Source organism: Ferrimonas gelatinilytica, assembly GCF_039544205.1.
GTDB lineage: Bacteria > Pseudomonadota > Gammaproteobacteria > Enterobacterales > Shewanellaceae > Ferrimonas > Ferrimonas gelatinilytica.
Genome location: NZ_BAABLF010000008.1, coordinates 225,979 through 243,991 on the forward strand (window position 1 = coordinate 225,979; position 18,013 = coordinate 243,991).

13 protein-coding genes and 7 tRNA genes are annotated in these 18,013 nt (G+C 60.7%); 2 read left to right on the plus strand and 18 right to left on the minus strand.

Annotated features, from left to right (window positions below; all coding sequences use genetic code 11):
• Nucleotides 1-33 precede the first annotated feature (33 nt).
• The 3 genes from ABD997_RS08320 to nsrR are packed head-to-tail and all read right to left on the minus strand — an operon-like array spanning nucleotide 34 to nucleotide 3,778.
• Nucleotides 34-2,892, minus strand: a complete 2,859-nt coding sequence (locus tag ABD997_RS08320) for a M16 family metallopeptidase (RefSeq protein WP_345316553.1) — start codon at nucleotides 2,890-2,892, stop codon at nucleotides 34-36.
• Nucleotides 2,892-3,326 (minus strand): YqaA family protein, encoded by a 435-nt coding sequence (locus ABD997_RS08325; protein ID WP_345316554.1) that lies wholly within the window; start codon nucleotides 3,324-3,326, stop codon nucleotides 2,892-2,894. Before ABD997_RS08325 ends, ABD997_RS08320 begins: the two co-directional genes overlap by 1 nt.
• Entirely contained in the window at nucleotides 3,323-3,778 is a 456-nt protein-coding gene (gene nsrR, locus ABD997_RS08330) for a nitric oxide-sensing transcriptional repressor NsrR (RefSeq protein ID WP_345316555.1), read from the minus strand. The genes ABD997_RS08325 and nsrR overlap by 4 nt, the downstream gene beginning before the upstream one ends.
• A 274-nt stretch (nucleotides 3,779-4,052) precedes the next feature.
• Between nsrR and ABD997_RS08335 the strand changes: the two genes are divergently transcribed.
• A complete protein-coding gene (locus ABD997_RS08335) occupies nucleotides 4,053-4,226 on the plus strand; it encodes a hypothetical protein (protein ID WP_345316556.1) in 174 nt (57 codons plus the stop codon).
• Between the two features lie 101 nt (nucleotides 4,227-4,327).
• Here ABD997_RS08335 and ABD997_RS08340 read toward each other — a convergent pair whose 3' ends face one another.
• The 15 genes from ABD997_RS08340 to recA all read right to left on the minus strand — a co-directional run bounded on the left by ABD997_RS08340 (nucleotide 4,328) and on the right by recA (nucleotide 15,187).
• Nucleotides 4,328-5,458, minus strand: coding sequence for a sodium ion-translocating decarboxylase subunit beta (locus tag ABD997_RS08340; RefSeq protein WP_345316557.1), 1,131 nt, complete (start codon nucleotides 5,456-5,458; stop codon nucleotides 4,328-4,330).
• Nucleotides 5,459-5,466: 8 nt separating this feature from the next.
• Complete coding sequence (gene oadA, locus ABD997_RS08345; RefSeq protein ID WP_345316558.1) at nucleotides 5,467-7,248, minus strand: sodium-extruding oxaloacetate decarboxylase subunit alpha; 1,782 nt, start codon at nucleotides 7,246-7,248, stop codon at nucleotides 5,467-5,469.
• The gene (locus tag ABD997_RS08350; RefSeq protein ID WP_345316559.1) at nucleotides 7,245-7,493 is read right to left on the minus strand and encodes an OadG family transporter subunit; all 249 of its coding nucleotides are present in this window, start codon (nucleotides 7,491-7,493) and stop codon (nucleotides 7,245-7,247) included. The genes oadA and ABD997_RS08350 overlap by 4 nt, the downstream gene beginning before the upstream one ends.
• A gap of 449 nt (nucleotides 7,494-7,942) precedes the next feature.
• Nucleotides 7,943-8,019: transfer RNA gene (locus ABD997_RS08355), tRNA-Arg, on the minus strand.
• A gap of 180 nt (nucleotides 8,020-8,199) precedes the next feature.
• Nucleotides 8,200-8,276, minus strand: a tRNA-Arg gene (locus ABD997_RS08360).
• A gap of 180 nt (nucleotides 8,277-8,456) precedes the next feature.
• Nucleotides 8,457-8,533: transfer RNA gene (locus ABD997_RS08365), tRNA-Arg, on the minus strand.
• A gap of 70 nt (nucleotides 8,534-8,603) precedes the next feature.
• Nucleotides 8,604-8,680: transfer RNA gene (locus ABD997_RS08370), tRNA-Arg, on the minus strand.
• Between the two features lie 180 nt (nucleotides 8,681-8,860).
• Nucleotides 8,861-8,937 (minus strand) — tRNA-Arg (locus ABD997_RS08375).
• Between the two features lie 68 nt (nucleotides 8,938-9,005).
• Nucleotides 9,006-9,082: transfer RNA gene (locus ABD997_RS08380), tRNA-Arg, on the minus strand.
• Between the two features lie 4 nt (nucleotides 9,083-9,086).
• Nucleotides 9,087-9,176 (minus strand) — tRNA-Ser (locus tag ABD997_RS08385).
• A gap of 204 nt (nucleotides 9,177-9,380) precedes the next feature.
• On the minus strand, nucleotides 9,381-9,578 hold the full coding sequence (gene csrA, locus ABD997_RS08390; protein WP_345316560.1) for a carbon storage regulator CsrA: 198 nt from the start codon (nucleotides 9,576-9,578) through the stop codon (nucleotides 9,381-9,383).
• Nucleotides 9,579-9,680: 102 nt separating this feature from the next.
• Complete coding sequence (locus ABD997_RS08395) at nucleotides 9,681-10,901, minus strand: aspartate kinase (RefSeq protein WP_345316561.1); 1,221 nt, start codon at nucleotides 10,899-10,901, stop codon at nucleotides 9,681-9,683.
• A gap of 11 nt (nucleotides 10,902-10,912) precedes the next feature.
• Entirely contained in the window at nucleotides 10,913-13,537 is a 2,625-nt protein-coding gene (alaS, locus tag ABD997_RS08400) for an alanine--tRNA ligase (RefSeq protein WP_345316562.1), read from the minus strand.
• Nucleotides 13,538-13,678: 141 nt separating this feature from the next.
• On the minus strand, nucleotides 13,679-14,137 hold the full coding sequence (recX, locus tag ABD997_RS08405) for a recombination regulator RecX (RefSeq protein WP_345316563.1): 459 nt from the start codon (nucleotides 14,135-14,137) through the stop codon (nucleotides 13,679-13,681).
• Between the two features lie 6 nt (nucleotides 14,138-14,143).
• Nucleotides 14,144-15,187, minus strand: a complete 1,044-nt coding sequence (gene recA, locus ABD997_RS08410; RefSeq protein ID WP_345316564.1) for a recombinase RecA — start codon at nucleotides 15,185-15,187, stop codon at nucleotides 14,144-14,146.
• Between the two features lie 206 nt (nucleotides 15,188-15,393).
• Here recA and mutS point away from each other — a divergent pair, with 206 nt between their 5' ends.
• A complete protein-coding gene (gene mutS / locus ABD997_RS08415) occupies nucleotides 15,394-17,931 on the plus strand; it encodes a DNA mismatch repair protein MutS (RefSeq protein ID WP_345316587.1) in 2,538 nt (845 codons plus the stop codon).
• The last annotated feature ends 82 nt before the right edge of the window (nucleotides 17,932-18,013 follow it).

An 18,013-nucleotide genomic window follows, 5' to 3' on the forward strand; every position in this document is an offset into this window, starting at 1 on the left:
CCGTGATGGATCTATGGTGGGTTAGTGTCCAGTTTACAGAGTTATCTCTTGGACGTCATATCCGAGCGCTTTCAGCGCCGGCTCGTTGCTGGCTTTATCGCCTACCACCAGGATGATCATCTGGCTGAGATCCAGCTGTTTCGCCGCCAGCTCCGCCATCTGCTCCAGGCTCGCCGACGCGATCAGCCGGGACTGCGCCGCCACATAGCCTTCGTCCAGATCGTAGCGCTGAAGCTTGCCGAGGAAGCGGGCCTTCTGCGCCGGGGTCTCGAACTTGAGTGCGTCCTGCTGGGAGATGGAGGATTTCATGAAGGCCAGCTCCGCCTCGTTCATCCCGCGCTGCTGGAACCCCTGGATCTCAGACACAAACTCCTGCACCGACGCCGCCGTGGCGTCGGCCCGGACGCTGGCACTGGCGACAAACTCGCCCAGCTCCGTGTCACCGCTAAAGCCGGTACGGGCACCGTAGGTGTACCCCTTATCTTCACGCAGGTTGAGATTGATGCGGCTGTTGAAGGCGCCACCCAGGGGGTAGTTCATCAGCCCCGCCAGGAAGTGTTCACCGGTTGCATCGAAAGGCATGGCCCGCTTGCCGAGGCGGATCACCGATTGCGGGGCACCAGGCTTATCCAACAGGTAAACCACGGGGCCACCCAGCTGCGGCATCGTGGCCAGCGACGGCCAGGGAGTTGCCTCTCCCTGCCAGTCTGCCAGGAAGCTCAACTGCGACATCATCTCGCCCTGGGGCAGATCCCCCACGGTGACGATCGCGGCATTACCGGCCCGGAACTGCTGATCAAAGAACGCCTTCACCTGCGCCAACGTCAGGTTTTCCACCGTCTGCGCCAAGCCGCCGACCGGTACCCCCTGGGGGTTGTCGGTGCCATAGACCAGGCGCAGCCAGGCGGTGCTCGCCAACCAGTTAGGGTCATTGGCCTGATGAGCCAGGCCCTGCAGCATCTGCTCCTTGACGCGGGCGAAGTCCGCCTCGTTGAAGGCGCTGTGCCACAGGCGCTCCTTCAGCAGGTCCAGGGTAGGCGCCAGGTTGCGGGTCAGGGCGCTGACACTGATGGTGGTGCGATCCGAAGATGCGCCCACGCTGATCCGTGATCCCAGCTTCTCCAGCTCCTCCGCAAAGGCCGAGGTGCTGAAGCGCTCCGTTGACTCCCCCATCATGGCGGCAGTCAGCTCCGCCAGCCCCGCCTGCTGCGGCGATAGCAAACGGGCGCCCCCTTCGAGGCTGATCAGGATCTCCGTGGTCGGGGTTTCGTCGGAACGGGTACCGATCACCGGGATACCGTTCTCCAGCTGTGCACGCCACAGGGTCGGCAGCATCACCTGGGGGTTCTCCCCCGCGGGCGGCACCTGACTGCGGTCGAAGCTATCGACGATCACCGGATCGGGTACCTCACCCTCGACGTGGGTGATCGCATCCAGGGGCAGCGGCGCCGGCGCCCAGTTGTCCTCGGCGGCAATGAGGGCGCTTTGCCCCTGGGGCACCACGCTCATGATCACCGCATGGCGACCCTTGATGTAGGTGTTGAAAACCCGATTAACGTCCTCGGCGGTGACGGAGCCGTAACGCGCCAGCTCCTCACCGATCAGGTTTGGGTTGTCAAAGAAGGTCTGGTTGTAGGCCAGGCTGGTGACCTTACCGCGAACACTCTGCAGGCCGTAGAGCGTGTTTGCCTCATGCTGAACCTTGGCCTTGAGCAGGTCATCCGCGGTCACCCCGCGCTGCTCGAACTCGGCGATGGAGTCGCGAATGATCTTCTCGATCTCCGCCAGCTGCGGGGTTTTTCCCGGGTTGGCCAGCGCCAGCAGGGTAAATTCACAGGCCAGCTCCCGGCAGGGGTGGCCCACCTGGGCCTGCACCGCGTGCCCCTCTTTCACCAGGTTCTTATAGAAGATGGAGGTTTTGCCGCCACCGAGAATCTGGGCTAGGAGATCCAGCGCCGCTTCATCCTCGTGACGGGCATAAACCGTGGGGTAGCTGATGTAGATCAGCGGAAGATGGACCTTGTCCTCCATCGACAGGTAACGATCGGCGGTCAACTGGGCGGGTTGCTTAGGGGCATCCTCCACCGCCGGACCACGAGGGATGGGGCCGAAATATTTTTCCACCCAGGCCAGGGTCTGGGCCACATCGAGATCGCCACCTATGGTCAGGGTGGCGTTGTTGGGGCCATACCAGCGCAGGAAGAAGCGACGCAGGTCCGCCACAGTGCCCCGATCCAGGTCATCCATCCAGCCGATCACCGGCCAGGAGTAGGGGTGGTCCTGGGGATAGAGCGCCTGCCCTACCCGCTCACCAAGACGTCCGTAAGGACGGTTATCCACGCGCTGGCCCCGCTCGTTCTTGACCGTGGAGCGCTGGTTTTCAAACGCGGACTCGGTGACCGCAGGCAGCAGGAAGCCCATCCTGTCGGCTTCCAGCCACAGGACCTTCTCCAGCTGGTTGGCGGGGACGGTCTCGAAGTAGTTGGTGCGATCGGAGTTGGTGGTGCCGTTGAGGGTGCCACCGGCCTCGGTGATCAGGCGGAAGTGTTCCTCATCGGCCACGTTTTCCGAGCCCTGGAACATCATGTGTTCGAAGAAGTGGGCAAAACCGGATTTCCCCAACTCCTCACGGGCGGAGCCCACATGGTAGGTAACATCGACGTGCACCAGGGGGTCTGAGCTGTCCGGGTGCAGGATCACCGTCAGGCCGTTGGCCAGCTGGTATTTCTGATAGGGGATCACCAGTTCCCCTCGTTTCGCCTCGACCGTTTCGATCAGGCGTACGCCCTCAGGCAGTGCCGTTTCCTGACTGGCACAGCCCAACAGGCTGCCCGCCAGCAGGGCCCCGGCCAGAATCCCTTTCCATTGCATGATTGCCTCTCCCCAGTGCATCAGGCGCCCCCCAGCACCCCCATAGTTATCAGGGCCACTAACAGGTAGCGCAAAAACTTACCAATAAAGATCAACAGAGTACTAGATAGCAACGGGAAGCGAAACCAACCCGCCAGCAGGGGTATCGCATCGCCGACCACCGGGAGCCACGCCAGCAGCAGCGACCAGATCCCGTAGCGCTGCAGCCAGTCGATCACCCGGCGCTCCCGCCCGGAGACCATCTCCTGGGGAGTTTTACGACGGTGGAGGTAGCGACCGATAAGATAGCTGGTTAATGAACCGAGGGTATTTCCCACGGTCGCCACCAGCAACAGGGTAAGAAGGGGGATCTCCCCCTGCCCAACCAGGTAGGCCAATATGGCTTCCGAGCCGCCGGGGGCCAGGGTGGCGGCAATGAACGCGGAGCTGAACAGACCCCAGAGGGCAAGGGTCACGGAGTGATCTCGATCGGTTCTGCCGTAGCAGTGCTTTTAAACAGCTTCTGAAGGGCGGCGTTATCGCTCAGCATGTCGGCCAGAACGTAGTGATCCAGGGTCGCCAAAAACGCTTCGGTGGCCTCCTGCAGCACCGGCTTCAGACGGCAGGCGGGCAGGATGCTGCACATCGGGCTGCGACAATCCACCAACTGCATGGGTTCCAGGGCACGCACCACCGCCCCCAGGCGGATCGTCTCCGGCGACCGTGCCAGACGGATGCCGCCATTTTTGCCCCGAACCGTGGTGACGAAACCGGCGTGGCCCAATTTATTGATCACCTTAACCATGTGGTTACGTGAGACGCCGTAGAGTTCCGTTACCTTGGAGATGCTGGTCAACTCGCCCTCGGGCAGGGTGCCGAGGTAGATCAGAGCCCGGAAGGCGAAATCGCTAAAGCTGGTCAGTTGCACTCTGTGATCCTCCAGGCGCTCCGCTGCCGTTAACCGGACAGGGGATACGATCGCAAACTGAGTTTGCCCAGCTTAAAGGGAGCAAACTCAAAAACGGTAATAAAGAGAAGTGCGGCGCTCAAGGCTCAGTCGCCGCTTCCGCAGACACCTCTCAAGACGATAGGGTAATCGAATCGGACATGACACACTGTGATCTCACGACGGCTTCCGCACAGTGGCGCCTGAAAATTCATCAGGCTAATCTTAAAATAATGAGAATTAAGGATATTAAGTTATGATCGCGAGGCTGTTTTTGCTGCCCCTGATACTGTGCTTGCTCTGGTATCTCTACCTGCGGTCGAACGGCTATAGCCTCAAGCAGGGACAGCAGGGATTTATCTATATCCTGAGCCTCTCCGGTTTGGTTCTTGGCGTCATGCTGTTGATGAGTTGGCTGACCCGGCTTTAACGTTCTCCAGCCCCTCCAATGGAAAGCCAGAGTCCGGAGATTGCCCCCTGCACTGAGCTGATGGACAGGGGGTATCCGTCGGGGTGGCGCAGACTCTTTCTCTAACCGACCATGGCCAGCAGCACTCCCGCGGCCACCGCGCTGCCCAACACCCCAGCCACATTGGGTCCCATAGCGTGCATCAGCAAGAAGTTTTGCTGGTTGGCTTCCAGCCCCACCTTATTGACCACTCGAGCCGCCATCGGCACCGCCGACACCCCAGCCGCTCCGATCAGGGGGTTCACCGGCTCGGCACTGATGCGGTTGAGTAGCTTAGCCATTAGGACGCCAGCAGCGGTTCCGATACTGAACGCCACAGCTCCTAGCAACAGGATCCCGAGGGTCTCCACCTGCAGAAACTGATCCGCCGACAGCTTAGAACCTACTGCCAAGCCCAGGAATATGGTGACAATGTTGATCAACTCGTTTTGGGCAGTGTTGGAGAGTCGGTCGACCACCCCGGCTTCACGCATCAGGTTGCCCAAACAGAACATCCCCACCAGCGGGGTTGCCGCAGGAAGAAACAGGATGGTGGCCCCGAGGACCAGCAGCGGAAACAGCACCTTCTCCCGACGGCTGACCTCCCTGAGCTGGGCCATCTCGATCTGGCGCTCTTCCGGCCGGGTGAGCGCCTTCATGATCGGCGGCTGGATCAGCGGCACCAGCGCCATGTAGGAGTACGCTGCCACAGCGATCGCCCCTAGCAGATCCGGTGCCAGTCGCGATGCCAGGAAGATGGCCGTTGGCCCATCTGCCCCGCCGATAATGGCGATGGCCGCCGCATCCTCCAAGGTGAAGGAGAAACCGGGAACGGCGTTCAGCGCGATGGCGCCAAGCAGCGTCGCGAAGATCCCAAACTGCGCTGCAGCCCCTAGAAACAGTGTCTTGGGATTGGCGATCAGGGCACTGAAATCGGTCATCGCCCCCACCCCCATGAAGATCAGCAGGGGAAATACGCCACTTTCAATGCCGATGTAGTAGACGTAGTAGAGCAGCCCGCCAGGCTCGGTAAAGCCCGCTTCCGGAATGTTCGCCAGGATGGCACCAAAGCCAATAGGCAACAGCAGCAGCGGTTCAAACTTCTTGCTGATGGCGAGGAACAGCAACAGTCCCCCGACGGCCATCATCACCAGTTGTCCCAGCTCGAAATTGGCGATCCCCGTAGAGTGCCAAAAATCGGTAAACCCTTGCATCCGGCCCCCTAGGACAAGCTCATCAAATCGGCGCCGACGGTGACGCTGTCGCCCTCTTTGACGTGCAGATCCGCCACGGTACCGGCCTGGCTGGCGCGGATCTCCGTTTCCATCTTCATCGCCTCGAGGACCAGCACCACCTCCCCTTCTGAGACCCGTTGGCCCGCCTGGACCGGGATCTTGAAGATGTTGCCCGCCAAGGGCGCCGTCACTTTATGGGCCAGCGTCGCAGGGCCGGGAGCAGCGGGGGTCGAAGGGCTTGGTTTAAGAACCGGCTCCACCTTCTCCAGGCTGCCGGCGGCGCCGACCTCCACGTTGAAGAGCTCCCCATCCACCCGCACCTGGTAGCTCGCGGGCTCGGAGGCCCCTTTTGCCTGCGCCACTTCACGGGTCGCCGGCACACCGGTGGGCATAGGCTCGAACGCGGAAGCGTCACCGCGGTGGGTCAGGAACTTCTTTCCGACCTGCGGAAACAGGGCGTAGATCAGCACATCCTCCTCCGGCTCCTCGGAGAGAGGGATCCCGGCCTGCTCGGCCAGGGCAAACCACTCCTTGGTCAACTGCGCCATCTCCGGTGCCAGTCGATCGGCGGGCCGTTCGGTGATCACCTTGGCACCCTCGAGCACCCGCTGCTGCAGCGCCTCATCAACCGGGGCCGGCGTCGCCCCGTACTCCCCCTTGAGCACCCCCGCCGTCTCTTTCGTAATGCTCTTGTAACGCTCGCCGGTCAGGACATTGAGCACCGCCTGGGTACCGACAATCTGTGAGGTCGGGGTCACCAGCGGGATAAAGCCAAGATCTTGCCGAACCCGGGGGATCTCCTGGAGCACCTCGTCCAAGCGATCCGCGGCGTTCTGCTCCTTGAGCTGGTTTTCCATGTTGGTAAGCATGCCGCCGGGCACCTGTGCCGTCAGGATGCGCGCATCCACACCCTTGAGGGCGCCTTCGAACTGGGCATACTTCTGCCTTACCTGACGGAAGTGTGCCGCGATGGGAGCAAGACGGGCGGGATCCAACCCGGTATCCCGCGTTGTCCCCGCCACCATCGCCATCACCGTTTCCGTGGCGGTATGACCATAGGTCATGCTCATGGAGGAGACGGCAGTATCGAGTACGTCGATCCCTGCATCGATCGCCTTCTGATAGGTCGCGGTGGACAGCCCGGTGGTGGCATGGCAATGCAGGGCGATGGGCAACGAGGTTTGCGCCTTGAGTGCCCCAATCAGCTCTTCGGCCTGATAGGGGCCCAGCAAGCCGGCCATGTCCTTAATACAGAGGGACTGGCAGCCCAGCAGTTCAAGTTGCTTGGCCATAACCAGCCAGGTGTCCAGGTTATGCACCTCGGAGGTGGTGTAGGAGAGCGTCCCCTGGGCATGGCCACCGTGTTGATTCACCGCCCGGATGGCCGTCTTAAGGTTACGCACGTCATTCATGGCATCGAAGATCCGAAACACTTCAACACCACTTTGGGCCGCGCGCTTTACGAAGGCCTCGACCACATCGTCGGCGTAGTGACGATAGCCAAGCAGGTTCTGACCACGCAGCAGCATCTGCTGGGGCGTCTTTGGCATCGCTTCCTTGAGGGCGCGGATCCGGTACCAGGGGTCTTCGCCCAAGTAGCGGATGCAGGCGTCGAAGGTGGCGCCGCCCCAACTTTCCAGAGACCAGTAGCCGACCTGATCCAGCTGCTCCGCCACCGGTAACATATCTTCCAATCGCATGCGTGTGGCAAACAGCGACTGATGGGCATCCCGTAATACAACGTCAGTCAGGGCAAGTGCTTTTGTCATTTTGAGTTCCCTTCGTTAGCACGGTGTTGGTGAATTGCCGCCGTAATGGCGGCCAGATGTCGGCGGGATAGATGGCCAGGGGGCGGAGCAGGAAGCGAGCCGGTTCGGGCCTCTTTCGGTGGAGCGCAAAAGTGAGCCAGCAGCTTAAGGCCCAGCACCAGGAGCGACAGAAAGAGAAAAACCAGAACCATTCCGGTCAGCATCACCGAAGCGGCAGTGAGCAGTTGGGGCAGCAGGGTATCCATACTCGAGCACGACGACTGTTATCACAATGGCCGTCGATATTCACACAACGAGAATAAAAATGTCAAAGCTGCAACACAGCAAAAATGGACTGACCAATATAATCCCAACGGATAGGCAAAGCTCCGCATGCACTGGTGAATTTAAAATTGGACAGACCAATAATATGCAGAATCTTCTCTCTATCACACCGGGCTAGGAGATCACGCTAAATCTCCACAAGTAGGCAGGACAGAACCCTGATACCACGCTGCAGAGCAAGGCGTAGCTGGGACGTAGTGAATCCGGGGAAAGCAGGGATGGGGATACAAAAAAACCGGCCAAGGCCGGTTTTTTGTATATGGCGCGTCCGGGAGGGCGAAAGCGGATCCAGCAAGCCAAAAGTTTGGCTTGTGCCGCTTGAGCGCCGAAGCGTTCCGCGCGAAGGCCGGAAATCCGACCTTTCATAATATGGCGCGTCCGGGAGGATTCGAACCTCCGACCGCCTGGTTCGTAGCCAGGTACTCTATCCAGCTGAGCTACGGACGCGCAGGCTTAACAGTTTAGCTCTGTTAACCGAGCCGCTGATTCACAGCGATACCTCTTTTCAGAGAGAAGATGGCGCGTCCGGGAGGGCGAAAGCGGATCCTGCAAGCCAAAAGTTTGGCTTGTACCGCTTGAGCGCCGAAGCGTTCCGCGCGAAGGCCGGAAATCCAACCTTTCATAATATGGCGCGTCCGGGAGGATTCGAACCTCCGACCGCCTGGTTCGTAGCCAGGTACTCTATCCAGCTGAGCTACGGACGCGCAGGCTTAACAGTTTAGCTCCGTTAACCGAGCCGCTGATGCACAGCGATACCTCTTTTCAGAGAGAAGATGGCGCGTCCGGGAGGGCGAAAGCGGATCCAGCAAACCAAAAGTTTGGTTTGTGCCGCTTGAGCGCCGAAGCGCTCCGCGCGAAGGCCGGAAATCCGACCTTTCATAATATGGCGCGTCCGGGAGGATTCGAACCTCCGACCGCCTGGTTCGTAGCCAGGTACTCTATCCAGCTGAGCTACGGACGCGCAGGCTTAACAGTTTAGCTCTGTTAACCGAGCCGCTGATGCACAGCGATACCTCTTTTCAGAGAGAAGATGGCGCGTCCGGGAGGATTCGAACCTCCGACCGCCTGGTTCGTAGCCAGGTACTCTATCCAGCTGAGCTACGGACGCGCAGGCTTAACAGTTTAGCTCCGTTAACCGAGCCGCTGATGCACAGCGATCACTCTTTTCAGAGAAAAGATGGCGCGTCCGGTAGGGCGAAAGCGGATCCAGCAAGCCAAAAGTTTGGCTTGTACCGCTTGAGCGCCGAAGCGCTCCGCGCGAAGGCCGGAAATCCGACCTTTCATAATATGGCGCGTCCGGGAGGATTCGAACCTCCGACCGCCTGGTTCGTAGCCAGGTACTCTATCCAGCTGAGCTACGGACGCGCAAAACGGGTTTTACTTCACCGAAGTGAAAACCAAGAGGCCGCGCTAGGCGCGGCCTCTTGAGAATATGGCGCGTCCGGGAGGATTCGAACCTCCGACCGCCTGGTTCGTAGCCAGGTACTCTATCCAGCTGAGCTACGGACGCGCAATGGCGGTGAGGGAGGGATTCGAACCCTCGATAGGGATTAACCTATACGCCCTTAGCAGGGGCGCGCCTTCAGCCACTCGGCCACCTCACCGTTGTTTCGGGGCGTATATTACGTTCTAAGGCAGATAAGTCAAACCCTTTTTCCAGGCTGTCCGGCCCGTTCGCTGAGTTTTTCGTCAGGTTGATTTTAATGTCGACAGAATGGGGAGTTCTTGGTGCCACTGGGAGGATGAGAGAGGGGAAACAGGCCCGGTGGACACAAAAAAGCCGGCTCACATGGCCGGCTCAACGCAGATCAGAAATTGCCGCTCGGGGCACTGCCCCCATCTTTCTCGGCCTGAATGCGCATGTAGATCTCTTCACGGTGCACAGACACCTCTTTCGGTGCATTAACACCGATGCGTACCTGGTTGCCTTTCACACCCAAAACGGTCACGGTGACTTCGTCACCGATCATCAAAGTTTCGCCCACACGGCGAGTCAAAATCAGCATTCGTTTGCTCCTCTCTCTCTAACTCATTCCGCTGCGGCGGTAGAATCTTTTAGCGGTATTATAAAGTTAGACCAGATTAAATCTATAGCCACCTAGACGTATTTACTCATCTGCGGCTAAATCGAAGGTTTTATGGAGGCTGCGCACCGCAAGCTCCAGATATTTCTGTTCCATGGCAACCGAGATCTTGATCTCCGATGTGGCGATCAACTGTACGCTGATCCCCTCGCGCCCCAAAGTTTGGAACATACGACTGGCTACCCCAGTATGGTTCTTCATTCCGACACCGACAACCGACACCTTGCAAAGATCTTGATTGATCTTGAGGTTGTCGATCCCGAACTGGGCCAGCACCGGCTGAAGCAGGCGACATGCCTGGTTACAGTCGGTTCGACTGACGGTAAAGGTAAAGTCGGCTTTGCCGTCCCCGGTGTTGGTATGGACGATCATATCAACATCGATACCACCCTCCTCGATCGGGGTCAGGATCTGCGCCGCCACATTCGCCTCATCCGGAACGCCCACCAGCGTCAGACTGGCTTCATCACGAGTAAAGGCGATGCCGGAAACCTGGGGCGCGTCCATAAGAGAGTCCTCATAAGTGATTAAAGTTCCGCTGCCTTCCTGAAAGCTCGACAGGACTCGCAAAGGCACATTGTAACGTCCGGCATACTCCACCGACCGGATCTGTAACACTTTGGCACCCAGACTGGAAAGCTCCAGCATCTCCTCGAAGCTGATGGTGTCCATTTTACGCGCCCGAGGCTCGATACGTGGATCCGTTGTGTATACCCCGTCAACGTCGGTAAAGATCTGACACTCGTCGGCCTTGAGGGCCGCAGCGATGGCCACCGCCGTGGTATCCGACCCACCCCGGCCAAGGGTGGTCACGCCGTTGGCCGGGCAGCGCCCCTGGAACCCAGCCACCACGGGGACCACCCCCTGGGCCAATAAGGTTCGAAGGGGTTCCGGCTCAACGCTCGTGATCCTGGCCCGGCCATGACGAGAGTCGGTGAGTACACCCGCCTGATCACCCAGCAGTGCCCGGGCGGGGATCCCCCGCTTTTGCAGCGCCATCGCCATCAGGCTGATCGCGACCTGCTCCCCGGTGCTGACCAAAAGATCCAGCTCGCGGGGATCAGGATCCGCAGCGACGGACTTTGCCAGCCCCAGCAGGCGGTTGGTCTCACCGGCCATGGCAGAGAGCACCACCACAAGCTGCTCGCCCGCGCGGTAGGCGCGGGCGAGCTTGTCTGCGACTACCTCGATGCGTTCGAACGAACCCACCGAGGTGCCACCAAATTTTTGAACCAATAGTGCCACAAAGGCTCCGATTACAGCTGTTCAGTCAACCAGGTCTTGGCCCCTTCCAGAGCGGCAGGCAGGGCTGCGGCATCACTGCCACCGGCCATCGCCATATCCGGACGACCGCCTCCCTTACCTCCAACCTGCTGAGCAACCACGTTCACCAGCTCACCGGCTTTTACCTTGGCAGTCAGATCTTTGGTTACCCCGGCAACCAGGCCGACCTTGCCATCCGCCACGTTACCCAACAGCACGATCCCGCTGCCCAGCTGGTTTTTCAGGTCATCCACCATACCGCGCAACGCCTTGCTGTCGGCGTTTTCCAGCTGGCTGATCAGCACCTTGGCACCGCCGATCTCCACTGCCTGATCCACCAGGTTGGCCGAGGCGGCGGAAGCGAGCTTCTGCTTAAGCTGTTCCAGCTCTTTCTCCAGCGAACGGTTACGATCCAGCAGCCCTTTCACCTTACTGGCCACGGAAGCACTGTCTGCTTTGACCAGGCTCGCCGCCTGGCTTAGCTGGGCTTCCTGGTCGCGGATATGGGCCAGGGCGCCGGCGCCGGTCACCGCTTCGATGCGGCGCACGCCGGCGGCAATTCCGCTCTCGGAGACGATCTTAAGGAAGCCGATGTCGCCGGTACGCTTGGCGTGGGTACCACCACACAGCTCGATGGAGTAGTCCCCCATGGCGAGCACCCGTACCTGATCATCGTACTTCTCACCAAACAGCGCCATGGCACCGCGCTCTTTGGCCGCTTCAATATCCATCAGTTCGGTATCGATACTGTGGTTCGCCCGGATCTGTTCATTCACCTGGGCCTCCACCTCGGCGATCTCATCGCGGCTCATCGCTTCGAGGTGCGCAAAGTCGAAACGCAGGCGATCCGCCATCACCAGTGACCCCTTCTGGGCCACGTGATCGCCAAGCACGTTGCGCAAGGCGGAATGCAGCAGGTGAGTGGCGGAGTGATTGAGGCGGATCGCGGCACGACGAACACGGTCCACCTTGGCCTCCACCGCGTCACCACAAGCCAGGGCACCGCTGACCAGGCGACCCTTATGGGTGATGGCATTGCCCACCTTCTGGGTATCGGTCACGCGGAAAAGACCGCTGTCGGTCAGGATCTCACCGCAGTCTCCCACTTGGCCACCAGACTCGGCGTAGAAGGGGGTACGATCCAGTACCAGCAGGGCTTCGCAATCTTCCGCCAGCTGTTCGGTGGCTTCGCCATCAACGTAGATCCTCTGGATCACGGCGCTGTCCTGATCCCGGTCATAACCGGTGAAGATGGTGCTGCCCTCGATGGTCAACACCTTGGAGTAATCCGCACTAAACTGGCCAGCTTCACGGGCGCGCTGACGCTGGGCTTCCATCGCGGCTTCGAAACCCGCTTCGTCAATGGTAAAGCCACGCTCACGGGCGACATCATTGGTCAGGTCGGCCGGAAAACCGAAGGTGTCATAGAGTTTGAAGACGGTTTCGCCATCGAGCTCCTTGCCCGCCAGGCTATCCAGTGCGTCTGTAAGCAGGGCGATGCCGCGGTCCAGCGTGCGGGCAAAGTTCTCCTCCTCGATCTTGAGCACCTTCTCAACCATCGCCTGCTGCTGTTTCAGCTCAACGGCGGCACTGCCCATTACGTCGGCCAGTTCACCCACCAGCTTGTAGAAGAAGGTGTCGGTGGCGCCCAGCTTGCGGCCATGGCGGATAGCCCGACGGATGATGCGACGCAGAACATAGCCGCGCCCTTCGTTGGAGGGCATCACCCCATCGACGATCAGATAAGCACAGGAGCGGATGTGATCCGCCACCACCCGCAGGGACTTGTTATCCAGATCGGTGGCACCGGTCACCTCGGCGGCGGCCTTGATCAGGCGCTGGAAGACATCGATGTCATAGTTGGAGTGGCCACCCTGCATGATCGCCGCCACCCGCTCGATCCCCATGCCGGTGTCCACGGAGGGCTTGGGCAGCGGCTCCATGGTGCCATCGGCATGACGGTTAAACTGCATGAAGACGATGTTCCAGATCTCGATGAAACGATCGCCATCCTCCTCCGGCGTGCCGGGGCGGCCGCCCCAGATCCCTTCGCCGTGATCGTAGAAGATCTCGGTGCAGGGGCCGCAGGGACCGGTATCGCCCATCTGCCAGAAGTTGTCGGAGGTGTACGCCGGTTTACCCGGCTTATCGCCGATACGGATGATGTTCTCCGGTGCTACGCCGATCTCCTTGGCCCAGATATCGTAGGCTTCATCATCGCTCTGGTAGACGGTCACGCAGAGCTTTTCCTTCGGCAGCTGCAGTACCTCGGTGAGGAAGGTCCAGGCGTAGCGGATGGCGTCGTGCTTGAAGTAGTCACCGAAGCTGAAGTTACCCAGCATCTCGAAGAAGGTATGGTGCCGCGCGGTAAAGCCGACGTTTTCCAGGTCGTTATGCTTGCCGCCGGCCCGTACACAACGCTGAGCACTGGTCGCTCTGACGTAGCTGCGCTGCTCGGCGCCGAGGAAACAATCCTTAAACTGGTTCATCCCCGCATTGGTGAACAGCAGGGTGGGATCGTTGTGGGGTACCAGGGAGCTGGAGGGAACCACTTCATGGCCCTCTTTACGGAAGTACTCCAGAAACGCTTCCCGGATCTCGGCGGTTGTCATGTGCATACGGTCATCCTGAAAAAACTGGCTCAAGCCGGACGCAATGCTGCGCGGCGATATAAACGGCCAATTATATCCAGAACCTCTCGCGGCAAACCAGAGCCCTGGCGCATTTGCCACCATTTGGACCCGGCGGTCGGCCACTTTTCAGTCGTTGTCAGAGAGGGCGTAGCGGATCTGCTCCATCTCAAAGCCCCGGTAAGCCAGATAGCGTTGCACTTTCTGGCGCAGCTTGAACTCCTTGGGCGGGGCTTCGCCAAACTTACGCAGCCGGGTTTCCCGGCACAGCTCAAACCAGTCGATCTCCTCCTGGGAGAGCGCAGCCTTGATCAGGGCATCGTCAACCTGGCGCTCTTTAAGCTCCGCCCTCAATCGCCGCGGCCCCTTACCGGACTGGCTTCGGTAACGTACAAAAGCCAGGGCAAAGCGGCCGTCGTCCTGGTATCTGAGCTCAATCACCCGCTCGATAGCGGCGGTGATCTCCTCAACAGAAAAGCCGCGAAGCTGAAGCTTACGCTTCAATTCTCCGCGGCTGTGATCGCGGCGGGACAGCAGTCCCACCGCAGCGGCCAGCGCACTCTGGCCGCCCGACTCCTTGCTCGCCATGGAACCTTAAGAGAGTTCCTGCGCCTCAGTCAGCGCCTCTTCCTCTTCGGCTGCCGGCTTAGCGGCAACCAGCAGTTGATCCCGCAGCAGCCCCTCGATCTCATTGGCGATGCCCACGTTCTCTTTCAGGAAGCGGATGGAGTTGGCCTTACCCTGACCAATCTTCTCCCCTTTGTAGCTGTACCAGGCACCGGACTTCTCGACCAGCTTCTGCTTCACACCCCAGTCGATCAGTTCCCCATGCTTGGAGGTACCTTCGCCGTAAAGGATCTGGAACTCGGCCTGCTTGAACGGCGGTGCCACCTTGTTCTTCACCACCTTGACGCGGGTTTCGTTACCCACCACTTCGTCACCATCCTTGATGGCACCAATGCGGCGGATATCCAGACGCACAGAGGCGTAGAACTTGAGTGCGTTACCACCGGTGGTGGTTTCCGGGCTGCCGAACATCACGCCGATCTTCATCCGGATCTGGTTAATGAAGATGCACAGGGTGTTGGAGCGCTTGATGTTGGCGGTAAGCTTACGCAGCGCCTGGGACATCAGGCGGGCCTGGAGGCCGACGTGGGAGTCCCCCATCTCGCCCTCGATCTCCGCCTTGGGGGTCAAGGCTGCCACGGAGTCGACGATCACCACATCCACGGCACCGGAGCGTACCAGCATGTCGCAGATCTCCAGCGCCTGCTCCCCGGTATCCGGCTGGGACACCAGCAACTCGTCCACGTTAACGCCCAGCTTCTCGGCGTAAACCGGATCCAGGGCATGCTCGGCATCCACAAAGGCACAGGTCTTACCCTGCTTCTGTGCTTCCGCCACCACCTGCAGAGTCAGCGTGGTCTTACCGGAGGACTCTGGCCCGTAGATCTCGACAATACGGCCGTAAGGTAAGCCGCCAATACCCAGGGCGATGTCCAGGCCCAGGGAGCCGGTGGAGACGGACTCGATATCCAGGGTGGTCGCATCGCCCAGGCGCATGATGGAACCTTTACCAAACTGCTTCTCAATCTGACCGAGCGCAGCACTGAGCGCGCGTTTTTTGTTCTCGTCCATTCCTTCAGCTCCAAAGTGGCGATACGAAATTAGGTTGATGCAGGCTAGTATACTGTACAGTCATACAGTATCAACCCTGTCAGGAAAATTCCTTCCCCACGGTGCAGTTCGGTGCCTTTGCGGTATGATAGTCGGCCGCAAAAAATCAACTTATGGGAGTCCCCGTGGCCAAGCAAGCGAGCGCAGAACCCGCCCAGCATACGCCGATGATGCGTCAGTACCTCTCCATCAAAGCCGAGCACCCGGACGTGCTGCTGTTCTACCGGATGGGCGACTTCTACGAACTCTTTTTCGACGACGCTAAGCGTGCCGCCGAACTGCTGGACATCTCCCTGACCGCGCGGGGCCACGCCGCGGGCGATCCCATCCCCATGGCGGGGGTTCCCTACCATGCCGTGGAGGGCTACCTGGCCCGCCTGGTGCACAGGGGCGTCTCCGTAGCGATCTGCGAGCAGATTGGCGACCCCGCCACCTCCAAGGGGCCGGTGGAGCGCAAAGTGGTGCGGATCGTCACCCCCGGTACCGTTACCGACGAGGCGCTGCTGGAGGAGCGGCGGGACAACCTGCTTGCCGCGGTGTATGAGCGCCGGGGCCAATACGGTTACGCAACCCTGGATATCGCCTCCGGCCGATTTACCGTCAATGAGCTGGAGGATGACGATGCCCTGGCTGCGGAGCTTCAACGCACCCGTCCGGCGGAGCTGCTCTACCCCGAACTCTTTCCCCGCCAGGAGCTGCTGGAAAGCCTCAAGGGGCTGCGACGCCGGCCCGAGTGGGAGTTTGAACTGGGCACCGCACGGCAACTGCTCAACAGCCAGTTTGGCACCCGAGACCTGACCGGCTTCGGTGTGGAGCAGGCGGAGCGTGCCCTCTGTGCCGCAGGCTGCCTGATGCAGTACGTCAAGGATACCCAGCGCACCGCCCTGCCCCATATTCGCACCCTGCTCAAGGAGCAGGATGGCCACCACATCGTGCTGGATGCCGCCACCCGTCGTAACCTGGAGCTGACCCACAACCTGGGCGGGGGGAGCGACAACACCCTGGCCGCAGTGCTGGATAACTGCACTACGGCCATGGGGTCAAGGCTGCTCAAGCGCTGGCTGCACCAGCCGCTGACCCAGCGAACCGTGTTGGAAGCCCGCCTGAATACGGTGGCCGCCATCAAGGAGAGTGGCCTCTACCTGGAGCTTGCCGATGCGCTCAAGCCCATCGGCGATCTGGAGCGGGTGGTCGCCCGTCTCGCGCTGCGCAGCGCCCGACCCCGGGATCTGAGCCGGCTGCGACAGGCGCTGGGGCAGTTGCCGGCGCTGCAGCTTTGCCTCGGCGATCTGGAGGGGCGCAAAGCAGAGCAGCTGCGCCAGAAGATCGGCACCTTCCCCGAGGCCCTGGCACTGCTGGAGCGCGCCATCTGCGATAATCCGCCGGTGGTTATCCGCGACGGTGGCGTGTTGGCCGAGGGCTACAACGCCGAACTGGATGAGCTGCGCGCCCTCTCCAAGGGGGCAACGGACTACCTCCAGGAGCTGGAGCTGAGAGAGAAGAGCCGCAGCGGGATCGCCACCCTCAAGGTGGGGTATAACAAGGTACACGGCTACTTCATCGAGGTTAGCCGGGCACAGGCGGCCCTGGTGCCCAGCGATTACATCCGGCGCCAGACCCTGAAAAACACCGAGCGCTTCATCATCCCCGAGCTCAAAGCCCACGAGGACAAGGTGCTCAATAGCCAGAGCCAGGCCCTGGCACTGGAGAAGCGGCTGTACGAAGAGCTGTTCGATCTGCTGCTGCCCTCCCTGGCGGCATTCCAGGAGTGCGCCTTCGCCTGCGCCGAGCTGGATGTGCTCCAGACCCTCGCCGAACGGGCCGAGACTCTGGACTACCACCGCCCGCAACTGACGGAGCAACCGGGGATCACCATCGATGGTGGCCGCCATCCAGTGGTAGAGCAGGTACTCAAGGAACCCTTTATCGCCAACCCGGTGCACCTGGATCCCCAGCGCCGCATGCTGATCGTCACCGGCCCCAACATGGGGGGCAAATCCACTTACATGCGTCAGACTGCGCTGATCACCCTGATGGCCCACATCGGTAGCTTCGTTCCTGCCCAACAGGCGGTGCTGGGCCCGGTGGATCGGATCTTCACCCGCATCGGTGCCTCGGATGACCTGGCCTCCGGCCGCTCCACCTTCATGGTCGAGATGACGGAGACCGCCAACATCCTCCATAACGCCACCGAGCACTCCCTGGTGCTGATGGATGAGATCGGCCGCGGTACCTCCACCTACGACGGCCTCTCTCTCGCCTGGGCTGCGGCGGAGCAGCTCGCCAGCCAGATCCGCGCCCTCACCCTGTTCGCCACCCACTATTTCGAGCTGACCCAGCTGCCGGAGCAGCTGGAAGGGGTGGTCAATGTCCACCTGGATGCAGTGGAGCACGGCGACAGCATCGCCTTTATGCACGCGGTGCAGGAGGGGCCGGCCAGCCGCAGCTACGGGCTGCAGGTCGCCGCACTGGCAGGGGTGCCAAAATCCGTAGTGCAGGCCGCGAAGCGCCGCCTCAGCCACCTGGAGCAGCAGCCAAACAACCAGCCCGGCAACGGCGCGGCACTGCAGCCGGCCGATGCCCAGCTCTCCCTGCTGGCGGAGCCGCACCCGGTGTTGGACACGCTGGCGTCGCTCCAGCCGGACAACCTGACGCCGCGCCAGGCCCTGGATCTGCTCTACCAGCTCAAGGCCCAGCTGGACTGATCCGGACTCACCTCTCCCAACGAAAAGGCGCCCTCCGAAGAGGGCGCCTTTTTGATGCGGGGCTTGCGGCCGGGACAGCGCG